The organism is Micromonospora aridisoli, assembly GCF_056150025.1.
Map to the genome: position 1 here is coordinate 672,991 of NZ_JAXCFK010000001.1, position 17,732 is coordinate 690,722.

The window sequence follows — 17,732 nt, forward strand, 5'->3', positions numbered from 1 at the left end:
TTGGTTGGGTTGCTGTCGATGGTGCGTTGATCCGACGGGGGGTGCGCGGCGAGCATCGGCACGCCGCGCAGCAGCGAAGCCGGCACGAAGCGAACTGGCCATCAAGGGTGAATGGACAGCAACCACCGCGAAACCTCGGCGTCGCTAAAACCGGTCATTGCGCCGTAATGGGTACACGGAGAGTGCCGCCCCAGATTCGCCCTAGTGCTGGACTCCGTCTATCTGTACGTTGTGCGACAAGCTTGATCACGTTGCTTCACGGGGGTGTGGCTTGTCGGTTAGTCCTGCCTGGATTCGGTCCACTGTGGCCGGTGTTTTGTTGGCGACATCGCTCTCGATGGTGTGGCCCGCTGATCGGGCAGCGGCCGAAGCCGCCGACCCCTGCCCCAACGGCGCGTCACCGGCCGCCAGTTCGGAACACGCGGCTCAGACGCTGGCCCGGTCCTGCGACACCGCCGTCGAGGTGCTGGCTTCGGCCTCGGAGACGACGAAGGTCTTCGCTCAGCCGTCCGGTGACTTCACCTTCGGGTCGTGGGCCGAACCGCAGTGGACCAGGCGGAACGGATCCTGGCAGACATCGACACGACGTTGGTCACGGAAACGACGGCCTCGTGCGTCCGGTCGCGTCAACGGCCGAGGTCTTCTTCTCACCGGGCGGGGAAGGCACCTTCGCAACGATGACCGGTGCCGGCGCCACCTTCTCGCTCGGCTGGCCGCAGGCGCTGCCGGTCGGTGAGGTCTCTGCCGACACCATCACGTACCCGGAGGTGTATCCGGACGTCGACCTGGTGGTCCGAGCCGAGCGCGGCGGTTTCTCCCACCTTCTCGTGGTCAAGAGCGCAGCCGCGGCGGACAACCCGCTGGTCCGCGAGACACCCTACGTCGTTGGCGGCTCGGCCACGGTGTCCGTGGTGGACGGGGCACTCACCGTCGCTGGCCCCGACGGCATCCTCGCCGCGGCCCCGCCAGCCAGGGCGTGGGACTCGATGCCGTCCGAGGCCGCGACAGGCGTGGCGCGGCGGGGATTCCTCGCCCAGGATGTGCCGACCGTTTCAAACTCGGGCAGGTCCACCTCCCGCGGCCCGGCTGACTCCGCACGGGTCGCTCCCGTCGACGTAAGGGTCTGCGAGGGTTCCCTCACCGTCAAGCTGAACAACCGTGTGGTGATTGCTAATGCCAGCAAGAGGGGTGAAGCCCCGAGGCTGCATCGACGCGTACAGGACGTCTTGAACCTTATTCCGAAGAGGTATCGCGGACATGGCCATGGTCGCTGTGGTCTGGCGCAATGTCTCTCCGACTCGCTGAATCAAGGGATGGACCCGACTGGCGCCCGAGCGGCGGCTGTCCTGATCCGGAAGAAGGCTACCCTTCCAAAACACGGCAAGCCGATCGGTCCGTGTCCAAGCTGCAGTGTGCTCTCCAGGTTCTTTAGATTGCAATGGTTTGCGTGATGGGCGAGAAAGGGCGTCGGTTCTCACCTGAGGTTGAGCGCATATTGAGAGGGTCCGGCTGGCATCCCGGGCGTAGCATCAATGTTCTTCCGTGGAAGAACTTGTTGCTGGAGAGCGAGTATTGCATTAGCGAGGCCGCAACCAATTTTCTCGTTGAGTTCGGAGGGTTGGTGGTTGATGTAAGTGGCCCGGGAGTCTCGGTTGCTCGTGAACCTTTCGAGTTCGATCCAACGCTCTGCCTTGGCGAACAGGATAGATTCTTGGGCTGGAGTAGGCGGGTGGGTCACCAACTCTCTCCGCTTGGCGAACTGGATAATGGTCGCTTCTTCCTGGGGATGGATGAATCTGGCGTGATCTACCTTGTGGCGGATTGGATTGCCAGCTTCGGCCCGATGCCTAAGGCGCTTGAAAAGCTAGTACTAGGTGTTGAGCCGGAAGAATTGGCAAGGTAAGGGCAGCACCGCAATCTGGCTTGCCGCCAGGGAGGGAGCGGTTCGCGGGCAGCGGGTCCTAAAATGAAGGTGATCCTGATACCATCCGCCACATGGGCCTGGCCCCGCTCGGGCGAGAGTTCCTTGACGAACTCGGCCTGCCGGAAGACCCGGCTAAGCGCGTCTACCGATACGTCGTGTCGGATCGCCTTCTGCTGCGCCACCTGGATGAAGTGGTGGCGCGACTCTGGCCCCCGGGGAGAACGTCGCCGACGGAGAGTGTCATTACGAGTATGGTGGCGACGTGCCAGCAGGCGACCAGCTCAGGGCTTCACTTCCGCCTGGCGCCAGGCGGAGCCTCGTCTACCGCATGTCGGTCTGGTGGCTGCGTCTGCTGCCCATCGTGCTCGTGCTCGCCATGGTCTTTCTTCTGGTCGGCGGCTGGATTCTGGCGCTGTGTCATGTGCTGGTCGGACTGTTGGTGACCTTGCCGGCGCGCTACAGGGCGTACGCCGATTGGGGTATCAAACAGACCGACTTCGATGAGCTGGTATTGCGTGATGCCATCGACTTCCGCTTCTTTTGAACATGCAGGGGCGAAGTGGGCTAGTAGGACCTTGCCAGGCAGCTACGACTAGCGTGCTGGGCAGCGTTTTCCCTCGGGTGGGACGGTGAGGTCGATGAGGTACGCGTTGACGGCCTGGGTGACGCAGGTGGTCTGCGGGTACGCGGTGTGGCCCTCGCCCTCCCAGGTGAGCACCCGGCCGACGCCGAGCATGTCGGCCAGGGCCGGGGTCTGCTCGTACGGGGTGGCGGGGTCACCGGTGGTGCCGACGACCACGATCGGCGGGGCGCCGTCGGCGCGTCCCTTCGGGTAGGGGTCGCTGCCGCCCGGCCATTCGGTGCAGGAGACCAGCCCGGCGGCCAGGGCCGGGCCGAACAGCGGGTACTGGGTGCGCCACTGGGACTGCAACTGGCGGATCCGTTCCAGGTTGGGACGCTCCTCCTCGTCGGCGCAGTTGATGGTCAGGTTGGCGTCGAAGAGATTGCTGTAGCGGCCCTTGTCGTCGCGGTCGGTGTAGTTGTCGGCCAGCCGGAACACCTCGTTGGGGTTGCCGGCCTCCAGCCGGTCGATGGCCTGGGCGAGCTGCTGCCAGCCGGACTCCGAGTACAGCGACGAGACGATCGCGTAGAAGATCCAGCCGGCGGTGGCCTCGCGACCGTCGGTCGAGCGGGTCGGGGAGACCTGGGCCTTGTCGATCGCCGAGGTGACCGCCGCGCGGGCGTCCGGGGCGATGGGACAGCGGGCCGCGTTGGCCGCGCACCACCGGGTGAAGTTGTCGAAGGCCCGCTCGAAGCCCATCGCCTGGCTCTCCGAACCCTCGATCAGCCCCTGCCGGGGGTCGACCGCGCCGTCGAGGACCAGCGCCCGCACCCGCTGCGGGAACAGTTGGGCGTACGTGGCACCGAGCAGTGTTCCGTACGAGTAGCCGAGGTAGGTCAGCTTCTCGTCGCCGAGGGCCGCGCGGATCGCGTCCATGTCGCGGGCGGCCTGCTCGGTGCCGTACAGCGGTAGCTGGTCGCCGTACTTGTCGCCGCAGCCCTGGCCGATGCGCCGGTTGAGCGCGACGAACTCGTCGAACGACTCCTGGCTCTCCGGGTCGGGCTCGAAGCCGAAGACGGCGTCGAGGTCGGCGTCCGGGATGCACTCGACCGGGCTGGACCGGGCCACCCCGCGCGGGTCGAAGCCGACGATGTCGAACCGTTCGAGGATCGCATCCGGCAGGCCGCCGTACTCCTCACCGAAGGAGAGATAGACGGCGGCGTCGACGCCGGACCCGCCGGGACCGCCGGGGTTGACCAGCAGGGAACCGATCCGGTCGCGCTGGCTGGCGGAACGGGCCCGGATGAGCGCGATCTCGAAGGTCTCACCGGCCCCCGGGCCGGTTGTGGCCGCGCTGCCGCCCGCCCAGTCCCGGGGCACCTGGATACGCGCGCATTCGTACCGCATCTGCGGTGCGCTCCGCCCGATCACCTCGTCGGGCACCTCCGGGCAGTGTCGCCAGGTCGGTGCCGCCCCCGGCGTAGCGGCCTCGCCCTCGGTGTCGGTGCGCGGCGCGAACGCCGGCAGCGTGCAGCCGGCGGTGACCACGACGGCGGCGGTCAGGCCGGCCACGGTGAGCCGGAAACGGCGAATCCGGTCGGGCGTACGGGTCACGAACGAGCCTCCGTGATCAGATCGACGGCCAAGCTATGCGGACTCGGCCGACACCGCCGGATCGCCCCGGAGGACCTGGTCCACGTCGAACCGGATCGGCCGGTCGAGCTGATCGTATCGGCAGGAGAGCGGGTCCCGGTCGGGTCGCCAGCGGACGAAGCGCGCGGTGTGCCGGAACCGATCGCCCTCCATGGCGTCGTAGGCCACCTCAACCACCAGCTGCGGGCGCAGCGGCTCCCATTCCAGGTTCTTGGTGCCGGTCCACCGGCTGACCCCGCCCGGGATGCGTTGCCCGCGTTCGTGGTCGCCGTGCACCCACGGGTGGTCGGTGCCGGCGTCGCGGTAGGGGGCCAGCTCCTCCAGCAGCTCGGCGCGGCGGGCCATGGTGAACGAGGCGCTCACCCCGACGTGGTGCAGCACCCCGGCGTCGTCGTAGAGGCCGAGCAGCAGCGAACCGACCACCGGACCGGACTTGTGCCAGCGGAACCCGGCCACCACCACGTCGGCGGTGCGGGCGTGCTTGACCTTGGACATCAGCCGCTTGCCCGGCTCGTACGGCAGGTCGGCGGGCTTGGCGATCAACCCGTCCAGGCCGGCGCCCTCGAAGACGTCGAACCAGCGTCGTGCGGTGTCGGGATCGGTGGTGACCTGGGTGACGTGCACCGGGGGCCGCACCCCGGCCAGCGCCTGCTCCAGCCGCGCCCGGCGGGTCGGGTAGGGGGCGTCGAGCAGGCTCTCGTCGTCGAGCGCGAGCAGGTCGAACGCGACGAAGTCGGCCGGGGTCGTCTCGGCTAGCAGCTTCACCCGGGAGGCCGCCGGGTGGATGCGCTGGGCCAGCAGCTCGAAGTCGAGCCGAGGCTGCCCGTCCGGGCCGTCCCGGCGGATCACGATCAGCTCGCCGTCGACGGCGCAGCGCGGCGGCAACTGCCGGCGGGCCTGCTCGACCACCTCGGGGAAGTAACGCGTCATCATCTTGCCGCCCCGACTGGCCAGCTCCACCTCGTCACCGTCGCGGAAGACGATGCAGCGGAAGCCGTCCCACTTGGGCTCGTAGGTCATCCCCGGGGCGGTGGGGATCGAGGAGACGCTGCGGGCGAGCATCGGCTCCACCGGCGGGTTGATCGGCAGGTCCACGGCGATCAGTCAACCAGACGGCACCGACAGTGGTGAGGCGGATCACGGCCGCACGGTGGGCGAGGTGTCCGCCCGACGCCCCGCACGTCCCGCCCCGGGCGAATCGGAAAACCGCAGGTCAGAGCTACTTTCGCGGGGTGTCGGAGTTGGTGTGCGGGTGCTGCGGACGGTGGCGGGTCAGCGTCGAGCTGGTCCACGGCCGGTACGTGTACCGGCTGGTGCACCGCTACCCCCGGCGTTTCGGCGGCGGCAAGAACGTGCTCGGCGAGGTGGGGTCGGTGGACGAGCTGGCGGACCTGCTGCGTCGACGTACCCCGGTCAGCCTGGCCGACCTGCGCGAGGCCGCCTGAGAACGTGCCTGGAGAGCGGCGTTCAGAAATGGGCGAAGGAGCGGATCGGTGCGCGGGGGCCGTACCTCGGCGCCTGCACGGCGGCGGCCTCCAACAGCCGGCAGACCCGCCCCCGGTGCCCGCGGAACGGCTCCAGCAGCTCCAGCATCCGGGCGTCGTCGCCGCGCGGCTCGCCGGCCAGGGCCCAGGCCACCGTGTTGGGTACGTGGTAGTCGCCGACGCTGACCGCGTCCGCGTCGCCGTAGGCGACCCGGACCACCTCGGCGGCGGTCCACGGGCCGATGCCGGGGATGGACCGCAGCAACCGGTTGGCCTGGGCCGAGTCGGCGCACCGTTGCAGCCGGTCGGCCACCTTCGCGGCGCGCACCAGGGTCTCGGCGCGGCGCTGCTCCACCCCGAACGGGTGGAAGACCCAGTACGGCGCGGCGGCGATCGCCGCAGGGTCGGGTGGTAGCAGCAGCCGCACCGGTCCCGGCGCCGTCTCGGCGAAGTGGCGCACGATCGCCGCGTACCCCCGGTAGGCCTCCTTGCCGGTGACCTTCTGCTCCAGGACGGCCCGCAGCACCCGCGGGAAGACCAGGCGGGTGGCCGGCATCCGCAATCCGGCCTGTTGCGTGGCCAGCCGGGCCACCACGGGGTGGGCGGCGGCGAGATCCGCGAATCCGGTCAGGTCGTCGCATAGCCCGGCCACCGAGTCGGCGTGCTCGACCACCCAGCCGGCGCCCGGGCCGTGACCTTCGGCGATCAGGTCGCCGGCCTCGGTCCGCAGGGCGAGGGTGGCCGGTCCGTCGGGGGTGCGCGCCGCCCACCAGAAGACGCCCGCGATGATCCGCGCACTCGGGTCGTACGGGCTGAAGGTGAGCGGACGGACCGAGGCGGCCAGACGATAGCCGGACGGTGCTCGCAGCACTCGGCGCTCGGTCGGTCCCTTCCCCGTCACCACCTCACTGTGTCACCTCGCCGAGGCGTCCCGCCGCCGGCCCACCCGGGCAGATTCGGTAGACGTTGCTCGGTTAGTTTCCGTCGACCATCCGTTCGGTCCTCGCACCACCTGATCGGTCAGGATTCTTCGGGCGAATCAAGCATCGGGGGACCTATCCGGCTCCCAGATGTCGACACGGTGTCCATCCGAACGAGCGCAACTGTCCCGCAGGTGAACACGCTGCTATGGTCCGACCTGCGCAGGGTCAGATCCGTCCGGAAACGGCACGGTGCGCCGGATGAATTACCGACCGGTCGCCCTTCGCGTTCACGGGGAGCTGTGCAGGAGGGTAACGGGGATGACTGCTGGTGCGGTTGTTCGTACAGAGCGCCTGGCGCACGGCGTATCAGTCGGCATCCGCCAGCGTTGATTTCCCGTGTCCGTCCAGTGTGAACGGTCCGTCGGATGATAGCGCTCCGCGTCTACCGCCTCCTGCCGCCCGCTCTCCGGCGGCAGCTGCTTCAGCTGCTTCCCGAACACCGGCGGCTCGGTCTGGTGCGTACCTTCACCCGGCCGCGCGGAGGCGACGCTCTGCATCCGGTCGGCGCGCGGGTGACGGTCACCGAGGACGGCGCCCGCACCCAGGCCGAGGTGGTCGCCGCCGCGACCCCACTGGAGATGTGGCACCGCAACCTGACCGCGGTCACCGCCGCCCTGGAGGCCGCCGACATCGAATACCACTGCCTGCGTAACGACGACTACCTGCGCAGCTCGGTGGCGATCCTGGTGGACCAGCGCGATGCCGTCCGGCGGCTGGTCCGCTCGGCGCCGGCGCTGTCGGGCGCGCACGTACGCACCGTCGAGGTACGGCCCGGACGCAACCAGCCGGACCTGGCGCCGACCGAGGTGATCCAGGTGTGGTTCCCGGTGACCGACACCCGAGCCGACGTGGTGCTCGGTGCCCAGTTCGCCTGCGAGATCGAGTTCTGGAGCCGGGTGGGCGACGTCGTCCGGGCGCCCCGACACAACGCGGTGATCGACGAGGCACCGGCCCGGGCCGAGCCCGTCCGGGTCGCGGCGGCGCTGCTCAGCCACTTCGTTCCGGAGGCCGACGACCACACCTACGGCACCCGTCGCGACCTCACCGTCCGCGCCCCGGACCGGGTGGGCTTCCCGATCGACGCGGTGTACACCTGGGTGGACGGTTCGGATCCGGAGTGGCTGGAGCGCAAGCAGGTCGCGCTGGGTGCCCCGGGCGGTGCGCTGCACGAGATCGCGGCCAACTCGTCGCGCTACTACAACCGGGACGAGCTGCGGTACTCGATGCGCTCGCTGCACAGCTTCGCTCCCTGGCTGCGCAGGATCTTCCTGGTCACCGACGGCCAACTGCCCAGCTGGCTCGACCCGAACCACCCGATGATCACCATCGTGCCGCACGCCGATCTCTTCGCCGACCTCGGCGGCCTGTCGTCGTTCAACTCGCACGCCATCGAGGCCCGGCTGCACCGCATCGAAGGGCTGGCGGAGCACTTCCTCTACCTCAACGACGATGTCTTCCTGGGCCGCCCGTTGCTGCCGACCCACTTCTTCCACGCCAACGGGATCGCGAAGTTCTTCCTCTCGCCGGCCCAGTTCGGGCTCGGCGAGGCGAAGCCCACCGATCCGCCGGTGAACGCCGCCGGCAAGAACAACCGTCGGCACATCCAGCGCCAGTTCGGCGTGACCATCACGCAGAAGATGAAGCACACCCCGTTCGCGCTGCGCCGCAGCATCATGCAGCAGATCGAGGCGGTGCTGCACGACGACGTCACCGCCACCGCGCAGCACCGGTTCCGCCACCACGAGGACCTGTCGATCCCGTCGTCGTTGCACCAGTACTGGGCCTACCTGACGGCGCAGGCGGTGCCGGCCGACATCGAGTACGAGTACGCGGACCTGGGCCATCCCTCGACCCCGGCCCGCCTCGCCGAGCTGCTGGCCCGGCGTCACCGCGACGTGTTCTGCCTCAACGACACCGACTCGGATCCCCGGGCGCTCGCTGAGCAGGAGCGGATGCTGGCCGACTTCCTGCCCCGCTACCTGCCTTTCCCGGCACCGTTCGAGCTGCCGGAGGAGGAGGTGGCGGAGCGCCGGAAGCAGGGCGCCAGCGCGCTGTGGCGCCGCTCCCGTCAGGCCGTCCCGACCAGCCGGCGACCCAACCAGGTCGACGCACCGACCCTGCCGAACAGCAGATTCAGAAGGTCCGACGACCGCGACATTCTCACCAGGCCGGACGGCTGACCCCGGCGTCGAGCCACCGCAGTCAACGCGCACCCACGCACACATCTCACTGGAGCTTCGAGTGGTAGGCCCCGTTCCTCAGGTCACGATCATCGTCCCGGTCTACAACGTCGAGGACTTCCTGCCCGAGACCCTTGATTCGATCGCGGCGCAGACTGTGTTCGCGCAGTGCCGCGTGATCCTGGTCGATGACGGCAGCACCGACGGATCCGACCTGCTGGCCAAGCAGTTCGCCGCCGAGCACCCGAATGTGACGGCCGTTCGGCAGGTCAACGGTGGACCGGGTGCTGCTCGGAATCTGGCGCTGGACATGGCGGAGACACCGTACGTCGCGTTCGTCGACTCGGACGACATTCTGCCCCCACGCGCCATCGAGGTGCTGCTGAACGCGATCGTGACGCACAAGGCGAGCATCGCGATCGGTGACATGGACACCTTTCCGAAGCCCACCGCCTTCCTGTGGAAGAAACCGTTCGGCAAGGGCGATCGGCTTCTGCAATCAGTCGTTGACGCGCCGGACCTGATCTTCGATGCCGGGCCATGTCACAAGCTCTACGACCTCGGTCAGCTTCGGCGGCACGGTTTCCGCTTCCGGGAAGGGGTTCATTTCGAGGACGCGTTCCTCGCCATTCCGATGCTGCTCAAGGCGGAACGCATCGCTCTGGTGGACGAGGTGGTCTACCAGTACCGCCGTCGGGTCAGCGGGAACTCCATCATGGACAACCTGTTCATTCGGGAGAAGAACTACTGGGACCACCTGGAGTTGTGTGAGACGCTGGCGGAGATGCGCTCCGACCTGGACGTCTTCCGGCGGGAGGTGCTGGAACGCTTCCTCGTTCGCAGTTACCAGGGTTTCGCCATGCGCGCGCACACTCTCTTCGAGGACAAGGACCTGTGGAGGATCTTCGAGAGGTGTAGCCGGATCTACCAGGACATCGAACCGTCCTTCATCGCTCAATGGACCGCCGACACCCGGCACCGGGTCGCCTACCTGGCCTTCAAGTCGTACGACTTCGAACTGTTCGCCCGTCCGTGGGAGCGGGTGCAAGGGGTGGTGGCTTGCGGGGGTGACTTGTTCTTGGGTTATCCAATTCCGCCGGCATTCCTTCCGCTCACGAAGGTGAGCAGCGTGTCCGTACGGCTCGAACAGGTGCGATTGAGCGATTCCGGCGAGACACTCAAGGTGTCCGGGCAGGTGCTCGTCAACGGGCTCCCGATGAACCGCCCGATCGATACTCCCCTCGGGCTTCGGGTGAGGGGCAGCGGCATTACCGTACCGGCGATGCTCCAGCGGCGTGCCGATCTGAAGTCGCCGGACAACAACCGCGAGTGGGCGGGCTTCGCTGCCGAGATTCCGGTAGCCGAATTGCGCAGCGGCAGCCACAGCTTGCGACTGGTTTTCATGACCGAGACCGGCCAGGCGTCGCGGCAGTGCCTGATCTCCGCCGCCTTTCTCCGCGACGCGCCGATGAAGCTCGCGGGCGACACCCGTATCCTGCCCGGCTTCAACGGGAGGGAGGATGCCACGCTGCAGGTCCTCAAGGCCGGAGGCGCTTCAGGCCGACGCCGATGGCGGCGCATGCTTCTGCGCAAGGATCTGCGACACGTCGCCTCGCGTCAGCCGTTCTGGAAGCAGCGCCTGGTGCGTCTGCTAACCCGACCGTTCCTGCGGACAAGGGACATCTGGCTGATCGGGGAGCGCAAGGACACCGCCCAGGACAACTCCTGGCACCTGTTCCGCTACCTGCGCACCGTCGAACGCAGGCGGAACGCCTACTACGTGATCGCGAAGGACAGCCCTGACCGGGAGCGACTGCGCGGGTTGGGCAACGTCGTCGCGTACGACTCGTTCCGACACAAGTTCCTGATGCTGCACGCCACGAAGTTGATCAACTCGTATGACATCGACTCGTACATGCTGCCGAGCCGCTGGGACCGTACCGCCTTTCTCAAGCACTTGAACTGGCGCATCGGTCCGGCTCGCGTCTTCCTCCAGCACGGTGTCACGGACAAGGACGTCAGTGGCGGTCTGCACCGCGCGAAGACGGGGGTCGACCTGTTCGTGGCCGCCGCTGGCAAGGAGGCTGAGTACGTATCGGACCACTTCGACTACGGCAGTGCTGCGCAACGGCTGGGCTTCCCTCGCTTCGATGCACTGCTTCCGGATCGGGGGCACCGACGGATCCTGCTGATGCCCACCTGGCGTAGTTATCTGGTCAGCCCCTCATACAATCCGTCGCTGCGTCCTCGGTTCCCGTTCGAGTCGTCCCGTTACGCTCAGTTCCTCCGGGAACTTTTCGGCAGTGAAGAGTTGAAGCAGGCTCTTCAGCGTCATCGGTATGTGCTGGAATTCCTTCCGCACTACGAGATGCGAGCCATGTCGACGAGCATGGTGCCGGCGGAATCCTGCTTCGCTGTGGTGGATCAGACGCAACGCAGCGTGCAGGATGCCCTTCGGCAGTGCGACCTGTTCATCACCGACTATTCCTCCACGGCCTTCGACGTCGCCTACCTGGGCACCGCGTTGATCTACGCTCACTTCGACAGCGATGAATACTTCTCGATCGGGGGCTACCGTCGAGGATACTTCGAGCACCGCGAGCATGGCTTCGGCCCGGTCTGCGAGTCGGCGGCGGAGACAGTCGATGCCATCGTCGCCTACCTGGAGAACGGGTGCACTCGCGAGGAGGAGTATTCGAGACGGGCGGCGGAGTTCTTCGCCATCCAGGATCAACAGAACTGCCAGCGGGTTGCCGCTGCCATCGCCGCACTCCCGGGCCCGCAGCGGTGAACCGGAACTCACGCCACAATCCCCGGCCGCAGGCGGCCGGTGCCGGGCCGGAGGACGACAGATGACCGACGGGAAAGGCGGCGAACCGGAGGTGCCGCGAGCCTTGGCGGAACCGTCGGGGTTGGTGGACGTCTACCGGCGGGTGCTCAGCCCGCAGACGCGTCGGGCCATCGCGAAGAAGGTGAGTCCGCGCACCAGGCACCAGTTGAAGCAGTGGGTCGCCCGGGCATCCCGGGACACCCAGCTCGCGGCCCGTCGGGGTGAGTGGCTGGCGCGGCGGCAACCGGAGCTGCTCGCCGGAGGCGACCGGGCGGTCGTCGTCGCGGACCAGGCACCCCGGGTTGCCCGGGTCACGGCGGACGCCACGCCGCTGCGTGCCCGGACCGAGAATCTGGCTGCGGTGACCGCGGCGTTCGACGAGGCGGGCGTGGACTATTTCCGCGTCCGCGGTCGATCCGAGCTGTCGGCGGTGGTGGCGGTGGACGCGGCGGACCGGGACCGGGCGTACGCCGCTCTCGCTGCTGTCTGTGCCCGAGTTCCGGGCTACCTCACGGCGGCGGGCGCCAGCGGCGAACAGTCACCGCTTCCGGGCTTCGAGCCGAAGTCCTGGAAACGCCTCGCCGACGCCCCGATGGTTCGCGTGACCTGGTACTGGACAGACACCCGACGGCGGCTCGTGCTCGGCCAGGCGTACGGGTGCGAGATCGAGTTCTGGACCCGACAGGGGGCAGCCCTGGTGGCACCCCGACGCAACCCGGTGGCCGAGCAGGTCGCGGTGCCGGCACCCTCGATCGTCGTGTCCGAGTCGCTGTTCACCGCGCTGGCACCCGCGACCGCTCCGGCGACGGCTCGGACCAGGCCGGAGTTCGCCGGACGACGTCCCCACGACGTCACGTTCCCGATCGACGTCGTCTACACCTGGGTGGACGGCACCGATCCCGAGTGGCGACGGCGTCGTGCCGCGACGACGGGCAGCCCGTACCACAGCGAGGCGGCGAGCGCGGCCCGCTTCCTCAGTCGGGACGAGCTGCGCTACTCGCTGCGGTCGTTGCATCTTTTCGCACCGTGGGTGCGCAACGTGTACCTGGTCACCGACGACCAGGTGCCGAGCTGGCTGGACCCGTCGGCACCCGGGATCCAGGTGGTCAGCCACCGGGAGATCTTCGCCGACGGCTCGGTGCTGCCCACCTACAACTCACACGCCATCGAGAGCCAGCTGCACCACATCGACGGGCTCTCCGAACAATTCCTCTACTTCAACGACGACGTCTTCCTCGGCTGCGAGGTGCTGCCCCGGGACTTCTTCCTGGCCAACGGGATCTCCCGGTTCTTTCCCTCGCCCGCCCTGGTGCCGCCCGGCCCGCCCACCGCCGGGGACATTCCCTCGTCGGCGGCGGGCAAGAACAATCGCGCGCTGATCGCCCAGCGGTTCGGCACGGTGCTCGCCCAGAAGATGAAGCACATGCCCCACGCCCTGCGGCGCAGCGTGCTCTACGAGATCGAGGAGACCTTCTCCGCCCAGCACCGGCAGACCGCCGCGAGCCGTTTCCGGAGCCTGACGGACATCTCGATCGCCTCGTCGTTGCACCACTACTACTCGTTCCACACGGGGCGGGCGGTGCCGGGCGACCTCAGTTACACCATCGCCGAGCTGTCCCACCCGGACACCCCCGCCCGGCTCGCGCACCTGCTGGCTCGGCGGGACCGGCACGTGTTCTGCCTGAACGACGCGTTCTCGACCGAGGAGGACCTGGCCGCGCAACTCAAGGTCGTCACGCCCTTCCTCGACACCTACTTCCCGGTGCCCAGCCCCTGGGAACGGGCGTGACAGACGCCGGTGGCCGGCCGCGCCATCGCTGGCTGCGGCCGGCCACCGGCGCGTCGCTGGATCAGTAGTCGTAGTCGGAGCCGGAGTCGTTGGACTCGGTCTTCGACGGCGGGGCGACGGCCTTCGGGGTGCCCTTGGGCAGGCACTCGAGGTTCTTGCTGCCGTCCGGGCTCACCACGAACCAGGTGCCGCCGACGCCCTGGCCCTTCCACTGACCGGGCTTCTTGTCACCGATGTAGGTGTAGAGCGGCCAGCCGTCGAGGGTGACCTGGCGGGTGCCGTCCTCGCGGGTGATGGTGCCGACGGCGTCGTCGGAGACGCCCTTGAGCTGCGGGTTGCCGTCGGTGAGGACCGGCGGCCACACCTCGGCGCACTGCCCGTCGCAGTTGGACGACGGCGGGTCGTTGGTGTCGCGGTCGAAGCGGTACAGGATGAACCCGTCCTGGTTGACCACCGCGCTGCCCATCCGGGGGAACTTCTTGCCGGTCAGGCTCTTGGTCAGCTCGACACCGTCGGGCAGGGGAGCGTCGGTCTCGGCCTCCGCGCCCGGTGACGCCGAGGCGCCCGGCTCCGCACTGGCCTCGGGGTCGACGCTCGCGGTGGGCTCGGCCGCGGCGACGGCGACCGGCTCGGCCGCACCGGCGTCAGTGCCGTCGTAGCCAGGGGGAGCGCAGGCCGTGAGTGCCACCATGGCGCTCACGGCGATGACGGTCCGCTTGATCTGTGCCACGTGCCCTCCTCATGCTTGACAAGTTCACCGGGAAGTACGGGGCGGGCGCTGTCAAGGTTGAATCCAAAAGGGTGGGCAAGTTCACAAATATTCATTGAACCGTCTGGGCCCTCTGTCCGTGTGAGTCCGTATCCGCTGCTGGCGGTCGGGACGACGAAGGCCCGCCTCGGCGGAGGCGGGCCTTCGTGGGACGCGATCAGGCCGCGGGAACGGTCACCAGAGTGTCCGTGGCACCCCGGGCGCCCACCTCCTGCACCTCGAAGTGCTTGATGTCGTCCAGCTTCGTCGACGTGGCCGCCGACAGGGCGAGCAACTGCGGGTTGGCGTTCGTGCCGTACCCGCCGTCCGGCACCGACCAGGTCGAGACGACCTCGGTGGAGCCGTCGTCGCGTACCACCACCAGGCGGCAGGTGCGCGGTCCCGGCAGCTTGCGCAGGCTGAAGTCCATCTTCGTGCCGAAGTCCTTCGAGATGAGGAAGAACGTCGCCTGCACACCGGTGGTCGGGTCGGTGACGTTGACCTGCTCGCCCTCCTGCTCGTTGCCGCCGGTGCCCGGGTCGCCCGGGTTGCCGGGACGGGTGTTCGGGGGATCGACCGGCGCGCTCGTGTCCGGTCCGGCGCGGAAATTCGGCGGGGTGCTGCTGTCGGTGAGATTGCTGAACACCACACCGGTCAGCCCACCGAAGACCACGACGGCCGCCGCGGTCGCGAGGACCTGCCGGAACCGGGCCCGGCGACGATGCGTACGCAGCGCCACGAGCGTCCGGTCCAGCAGGACCGGATCCGAATGGGTCTGCTCCAACGCCGTGATCGACTCCTCGTCGATGTCGGAGAGCAGCCCGACCACCGGCACCATCGTCTCCAACTCGGCGGCGCAGGCCCAGCAGGTCGCGAGGTGTTCCTCGAACCGCTCCATGTCCTGTTCGTCCAGCACGCCGAGCGCGTACGCGGCGACGTCCATGTGGTCAACCCGGCTCATTCCGTCACCCCCCTCTCCTGCAGAGCTGTGCGCAGCGCGCGCAGCGCGTAGTAGACCCGCGACTTCGCGGTGCCCAGTGGCAGGCCGAGTTCCTCGGCCGCCTCCGGCACCGTCCGGCCCCGGAAGTACGTCGCCACCAGGATCTCCCGGTGCGACTGACTCAACGTTCGCAGCGCGTCCGCCACCGTCATCGACCGCAGCACCCGGTCGGTGCTGTCGGCCTCGGCGAACGCGGTCAGGTCCCGGTCGTACGTCTCGGCCGGTCGGGCCTGCTCGCTGCGGTGCTCGTCGATGGCGATGCGTCGTGCCACCGTCACCAGCCACGGCCGTAGCGACCCCTGTCCCTGCGTACCCAGCCGGTGCGCGTTGCGCCAGGCCCGTAGCAGCGTCTCCTGGACGATGTCTTCGGCCCGCTGCCGATCGCCACCGGTCAGCCGCATCACGAACATCAGCAGCGGACCGGCGTGTTCCGCGTAGAGCGTGCGGACCAACTGGTCGGAGTGGGCGGCCTCGGTGGTGGAAGCCTGGTGGCGGCCAGGGGCGGGTCGCGGCGTCACCGGGCTATTCTGGCGAGACGCCGCGCGGGAGTCGACCCCACGGGTGGACGTGGTCGGCCGCGACTGGGACCGGGCGGACATCCAGTCCACCCGCACCCGGTCGCCCTGCCAACCGACCGCCAGTGCGTGCATGCAGACCTCCGACGTCCATGGACAGAAAGCCGTCCCCCCACGGGCATGGCTGCAGACTGGTACGGACGGTGGCACCGAACGGATCAACGTCGGGTGGAAAAAATCCCCGGCGGCGGTGGCGTCGAGTCGGTGGCGTCGGCGTCGTGCACCGCCGTGGCGCCGCCGGTGAAGCGGTCGAGTTCCGCGTCGGCCAGCACCCGGCCCGGAAACCAGTCACCGGCGGCCCGGCGGGCCAGCGCGGCCACCGGCGGATCCTGCCGGCCGGCGATCAGCACCAGATTGCCGTAGCGCCGACCGCGCAGCACGGCGGCGTCGGCCACCAGACACGCTCGGGGCAGCATGGTCCGCACCGTGGCGACCTGGCCACGGGCGTGGCGCAGCGGCGGACCGTCGGCGACGTTGGCCAGGTACCAGCCCGCCGGGTGCAGCACCCGGGCCGCCTCGGCGGCGTACTCCGCCGAGGTCAGCCGGGCCGGGGTACGCGCGCCCGCGAAGACGTCGGCGACGATCACGTCGTAGCTGGCCTCCCGGCACGAGGCCAGCACCGCCCGGGCGTCACCCACGCGTACCTTCAGTCGCGGATCGGCCCGCCAGGGCAGCGCCCGCCGGATCAGATCGACCAGGGCGGCGTCCACCTCCACCACCCGCTGGGTGGAGCCCGGGCGGGTGGCGGCGACGTACCGGGGCAGGGTCAGCGCACCGCCGCCCAGATGCAGCACCCGCAGCGGAGCACCCGCGGGTGCGACCAGGTCGATCGCGGCGGCCAGCCGACGGACGTACTCGAACTCCAGATGCGTGGGGTCGGTCAGGTCCACATGCGACTGCGGCACGCCGTCGAGCAGCAGCGTCCACGAGCCGGGTCGGTCCGGATCCGGCACCAGCTCGGCGAGGCCCGTGTCCACCTGCTCGGCGATCCGGTCGGCGTCACGCCGTCGGCCCATCAGCGGCCGGCCCGGGCGGCGGCGTTGCGGGCGGCGACGGTCAACGCACGGTGCAGCAGCCGCGCGTCGCCCAGCCGGGAACGCAGCAGCCGTTCCAGCCCCGCGATCGGGACCAGGTTCTGCGGTGCCCGAGGGTCCTTGTACGGGGTGGAGGCGAACCGGGGCAGGGTGACCAGCGACAGGTCGGCCAGCTGCACCGCCTCGGCGATCTCCAGGTCGGCGGAGCATTCCAGCCGCACGATCCCCGCCCACGGCGCACCCGTGGCCACCGGCAGCCGCAGATACCACGACCAGCCGCCCCAGGCGGTGCCGAGCCGGAACACCGGCGAGCGGTGGCCGGGCGGGAGACCGGTGACCACGGCGGTGAGTCGGGCGTCGAGGTACTGGCTGTGCTGGGTCTTGATGTAGCCGAGGGTGCGGGGCAGCTGCCGTCGGTTACGCAACGGCCCGTCCACCACCAGCAGGTCGTCGTCGGTACGGGCGGCGGCCGAGACCTGCACCTCCAGGGCGGTCAACGGCCCCTGCACCGCCGCCGGCAGCTTGGCCAGCTCGCCGCTGCCGCTGACCCGGTGCACCGGGTAGCGGACGTTGCCGGCCACCACGTCGGTCGCCGACGGGCTCGCGGTGAACAACCCGCGCCCGACGGTGGCACCGGCCAGCTGCGCGGCACCGCGGTCCAGGTCGCACCGCACCACCCCGGCGGCGTACGAGGCGGCCAGCCCGGGAAACGAACCACCGTCCTCCTCGGCCGTCCACACGCTGGCGTCGATCCGGCGTACCCCGTCGACCAGCAGCACCACGTCGGGCGCCCGGACCCCCGCCCGGGGGCCGATCGCCCGCCAGTCCACCGTTGGCAGCTCGTGCTCCGCCTCGACCTGGGCGCTGCTCGGCGCGGCCGGACCGGCCGGCGATGCCTCGAACGACGCCCCGTAGCTGGGGTCCCAGGCGTCGACGAAGAACCGGTTCACGTCCGCACCACCGGCCCACG

At 69.1% G+C, this 17,732-nt stretch carries 15 protein-coding genes; 7 read left to right on the forward strand and 8 right to left on the reverse strand.

The annotated features are described in order from the left end of the window. Positions 1-611: 611 nt before the first annotated feature. The 3 genes from SM447_RS03080 (at position 612) to SM447_RS03090 (ending at position 2,468) form a co-directional block, all read left to right on the forward strand. Positions 612-1,451, forward strand: coding sequence for a hypothetical protein (locus tag SM447_RS03080; protein ID WP_474571153.1), 840 nt, complete (start codon positions 612-614; stop codon positions 1,449-1,451). Next, positions 1,451-1,903 (forward strand): SUKH-3 domain-containing protein, encoded by a 453-nt coding sequence (locus tag SM447_RS03085; protein ID WP_474571154.1) that lies wholly within the window; start codon positions 1,451-1,453, stop codon positions 1,901-1,903. Before SM447_RS03080 ends, SM447_RS03085 begins: the two co-directional genes overlap by 1 nt. A 283-nt stretch (positions 1,904-2,186) precedes the next feature. Beyond that, positions 2,187-2,468, forward strand: coding sequence for a hypothetical protein (locus tag SM447_RS03090; RefSeq protein ID WP_474571155.1), 282 nt, complete (start codon positions 2,187-2,189; stop codon positions 2,466-2,468). Positions 2,469-2,516: 48 nt separating this feature from the next. On the opposite strand, the gene SM447_RS03095 is transcribed toward SM447_RS03090, so the two are convergent. Together SM447_RS03095 and SM447_RS03100 are read right to left on the reverse strand one after the other, a co-directional pair. Next, complete coding sequence (locus SM447_RS03095) at positions 2,517-4,100, reverse strand: alpha/beta hydrolase (RefSeq protein WP_474571156.1); 1,584 nt, start codon at positions 4,098-4,100, stop codon at positions 2,517-2,519. 33 nt (positions 4,101-4,133) lie between these two features. Beyond that, a complete protein-coding gene (locus SM447_RS03100; RefSeq protein WP_474571157.1) occupies positions 4,134-5,234 on the reverse strand; it encodes an ATP-dependent DNA ligase in 1,101 nt (366 codons plus the stop codon). 137 nt (positions 5,235-5,371) lie between these two features. On the opposite strand from SM447_RS03100, the gene SM447_RS03105 reads away from it, so the two are divergent. Further along, positions 5,372-5,584, forward strand: a complete 213-nt coding sequence (locus SM447_RS03105; protein WP_474571158.1) for a hypothetical protein — start codon at positions 5,372-5,374, stop codon at positions 5,582-5,584. 22 nt (positions 5,585-5,606) lie between these two features. On the opposite strand, the gene SM447_RS03110 is transcribed toward SM447_RS03105, so the two are convergent. Beyond that, on the reverse strand, positions 5,607-6,524 hold the full coding sequence (locus tag SM447_RS03110; protein ID WP_474571159.1) for a DNA-3-methyladenine glycosylase family protein: 918 nt from the start codon (positions 6,522-6,524) through the stop codon (positions 5,607-5,609). A gap of 447 nt (positions 6,525-6,971) precedes the next feature. On the opposite strand from SM447_RS03110, the gene SM447_RS03115 reads away from it, so the two are divergent. The 3 genes from SM447_RS03115 (at position 6,972) to SM447_RS03125 (ending at position 13,405) form a co-directional block, all read left to right on the forward strand. After that, positions 6,972-8,786: a stealth family protein gene (locus SM447_RS03115; protein WP_474571160.1), complete on the forward strand. Its 1,815-nt coding sequence runs from the start codon at positions 6,972-6,974 to the stop codon at positions 8,784-8,786. Between the two features lie 61 nt (positions 8,787-8,847). Beyond that, on the forward strand, positions 8,848-11,577 hold the full coding sequence (locus tag SM447_RS03120; RefSeq protein ID WP_474571161.1) for a bifunctional glycosyltransferase/CDP-glycerol:glycerophosphate glycerophosphotransferase: 2,730 nt from the start codon (positions 8,848-8,850) through the stop codon (positions 11,575-11,577). 61 nt (positions 11,578-11,638) lie between these two features. Further along, on the forward strand, positions 11,639-13,405 hold the full coding sequence (locus tag SM447_RS03125) for a stealth family protein (RefSeq protein WP_474571162.1): 1,767 nt from the start codon (positions 11,639-11,641) through the stop codon (positions 13,403-13,405). A gap of 61 nt (positions 13,406-13,466) precedes the next feature. On the opposite strand, the gene SM447_RS03130 is transcribed toward SM447_RS03125, so the two are convergent. The 5 genes from SM447_RS03130 to SM447_RS03150 all read right to left on the reverse strand — a co-directional run bounded on the left by SM447_RS03130 (position 13,467) and on the right by SM447_RS03150 (position 17,712). Beyond that, positions 13,467-14,096 (reverse strand): COG4315 family predicted lipoprotein, encoded by a 630-nt coding sequence (locus SM447_RS03130; RefSeq protein ID WP_474571260.1) that lies wholly within the window; start codon positions 14,094-14,096, stop codon positions 13,467-13,469. Positions 14,097-14,331: 235 nt separating this feature from the next. Further along, a complete protein-coding gene (locus SM447_RS03135) occupies positions 14,332-15,114 on the reverse strand; it encodes an anti-sigma factor family protein (protein ID WP_474571163.1) in 783 nt (260 codons plus the stop codon). Next, complete coding sequence (locus SM447_RS03140; protein WP_474571164.1) at positions 15,111-15,803, reverse strand: sigma-70 family RNA polymerase sigma factor; 693 nt, start codon at positions 15,801-15,803, stop codon at positions 15,111-15,113. The genes SM447_RS03135 and SM447_RS03140 overlap by 4 nt, the downstream gene beginning before the upstream one ends. A gap of 83 nt (positions 15,804-15,886) precedes the next feature. Further along, positions 15,887-16,744, reverse strand: coding sequence for a spermidine synthase (locus SM447_RS03145; protein ID WP_474571165.1), 858 nt, complete (start codon positions 16,742-16,744; stop codon positions 15,887-15,889). After that, positions 16,744-17,712 carry a hypothetical protein gene (locus SM447_RS03150; RefSeq protein WP_474571166.1) on the reverse strand — a complete coding sequence of 323 codons (969 nt, stop codon included), beginning with the start codon at positions 17,710-17,712 and terminating at the stop codon, positions 16,744-16,746. The genes SM447_RS03145 and SM447_RS03150 overlap by 1 nt, the downstream gene beginning before the upstream one ends. Between the last annotated feature and the right edge of the window lie 20 nt (positions 17,713-17,732).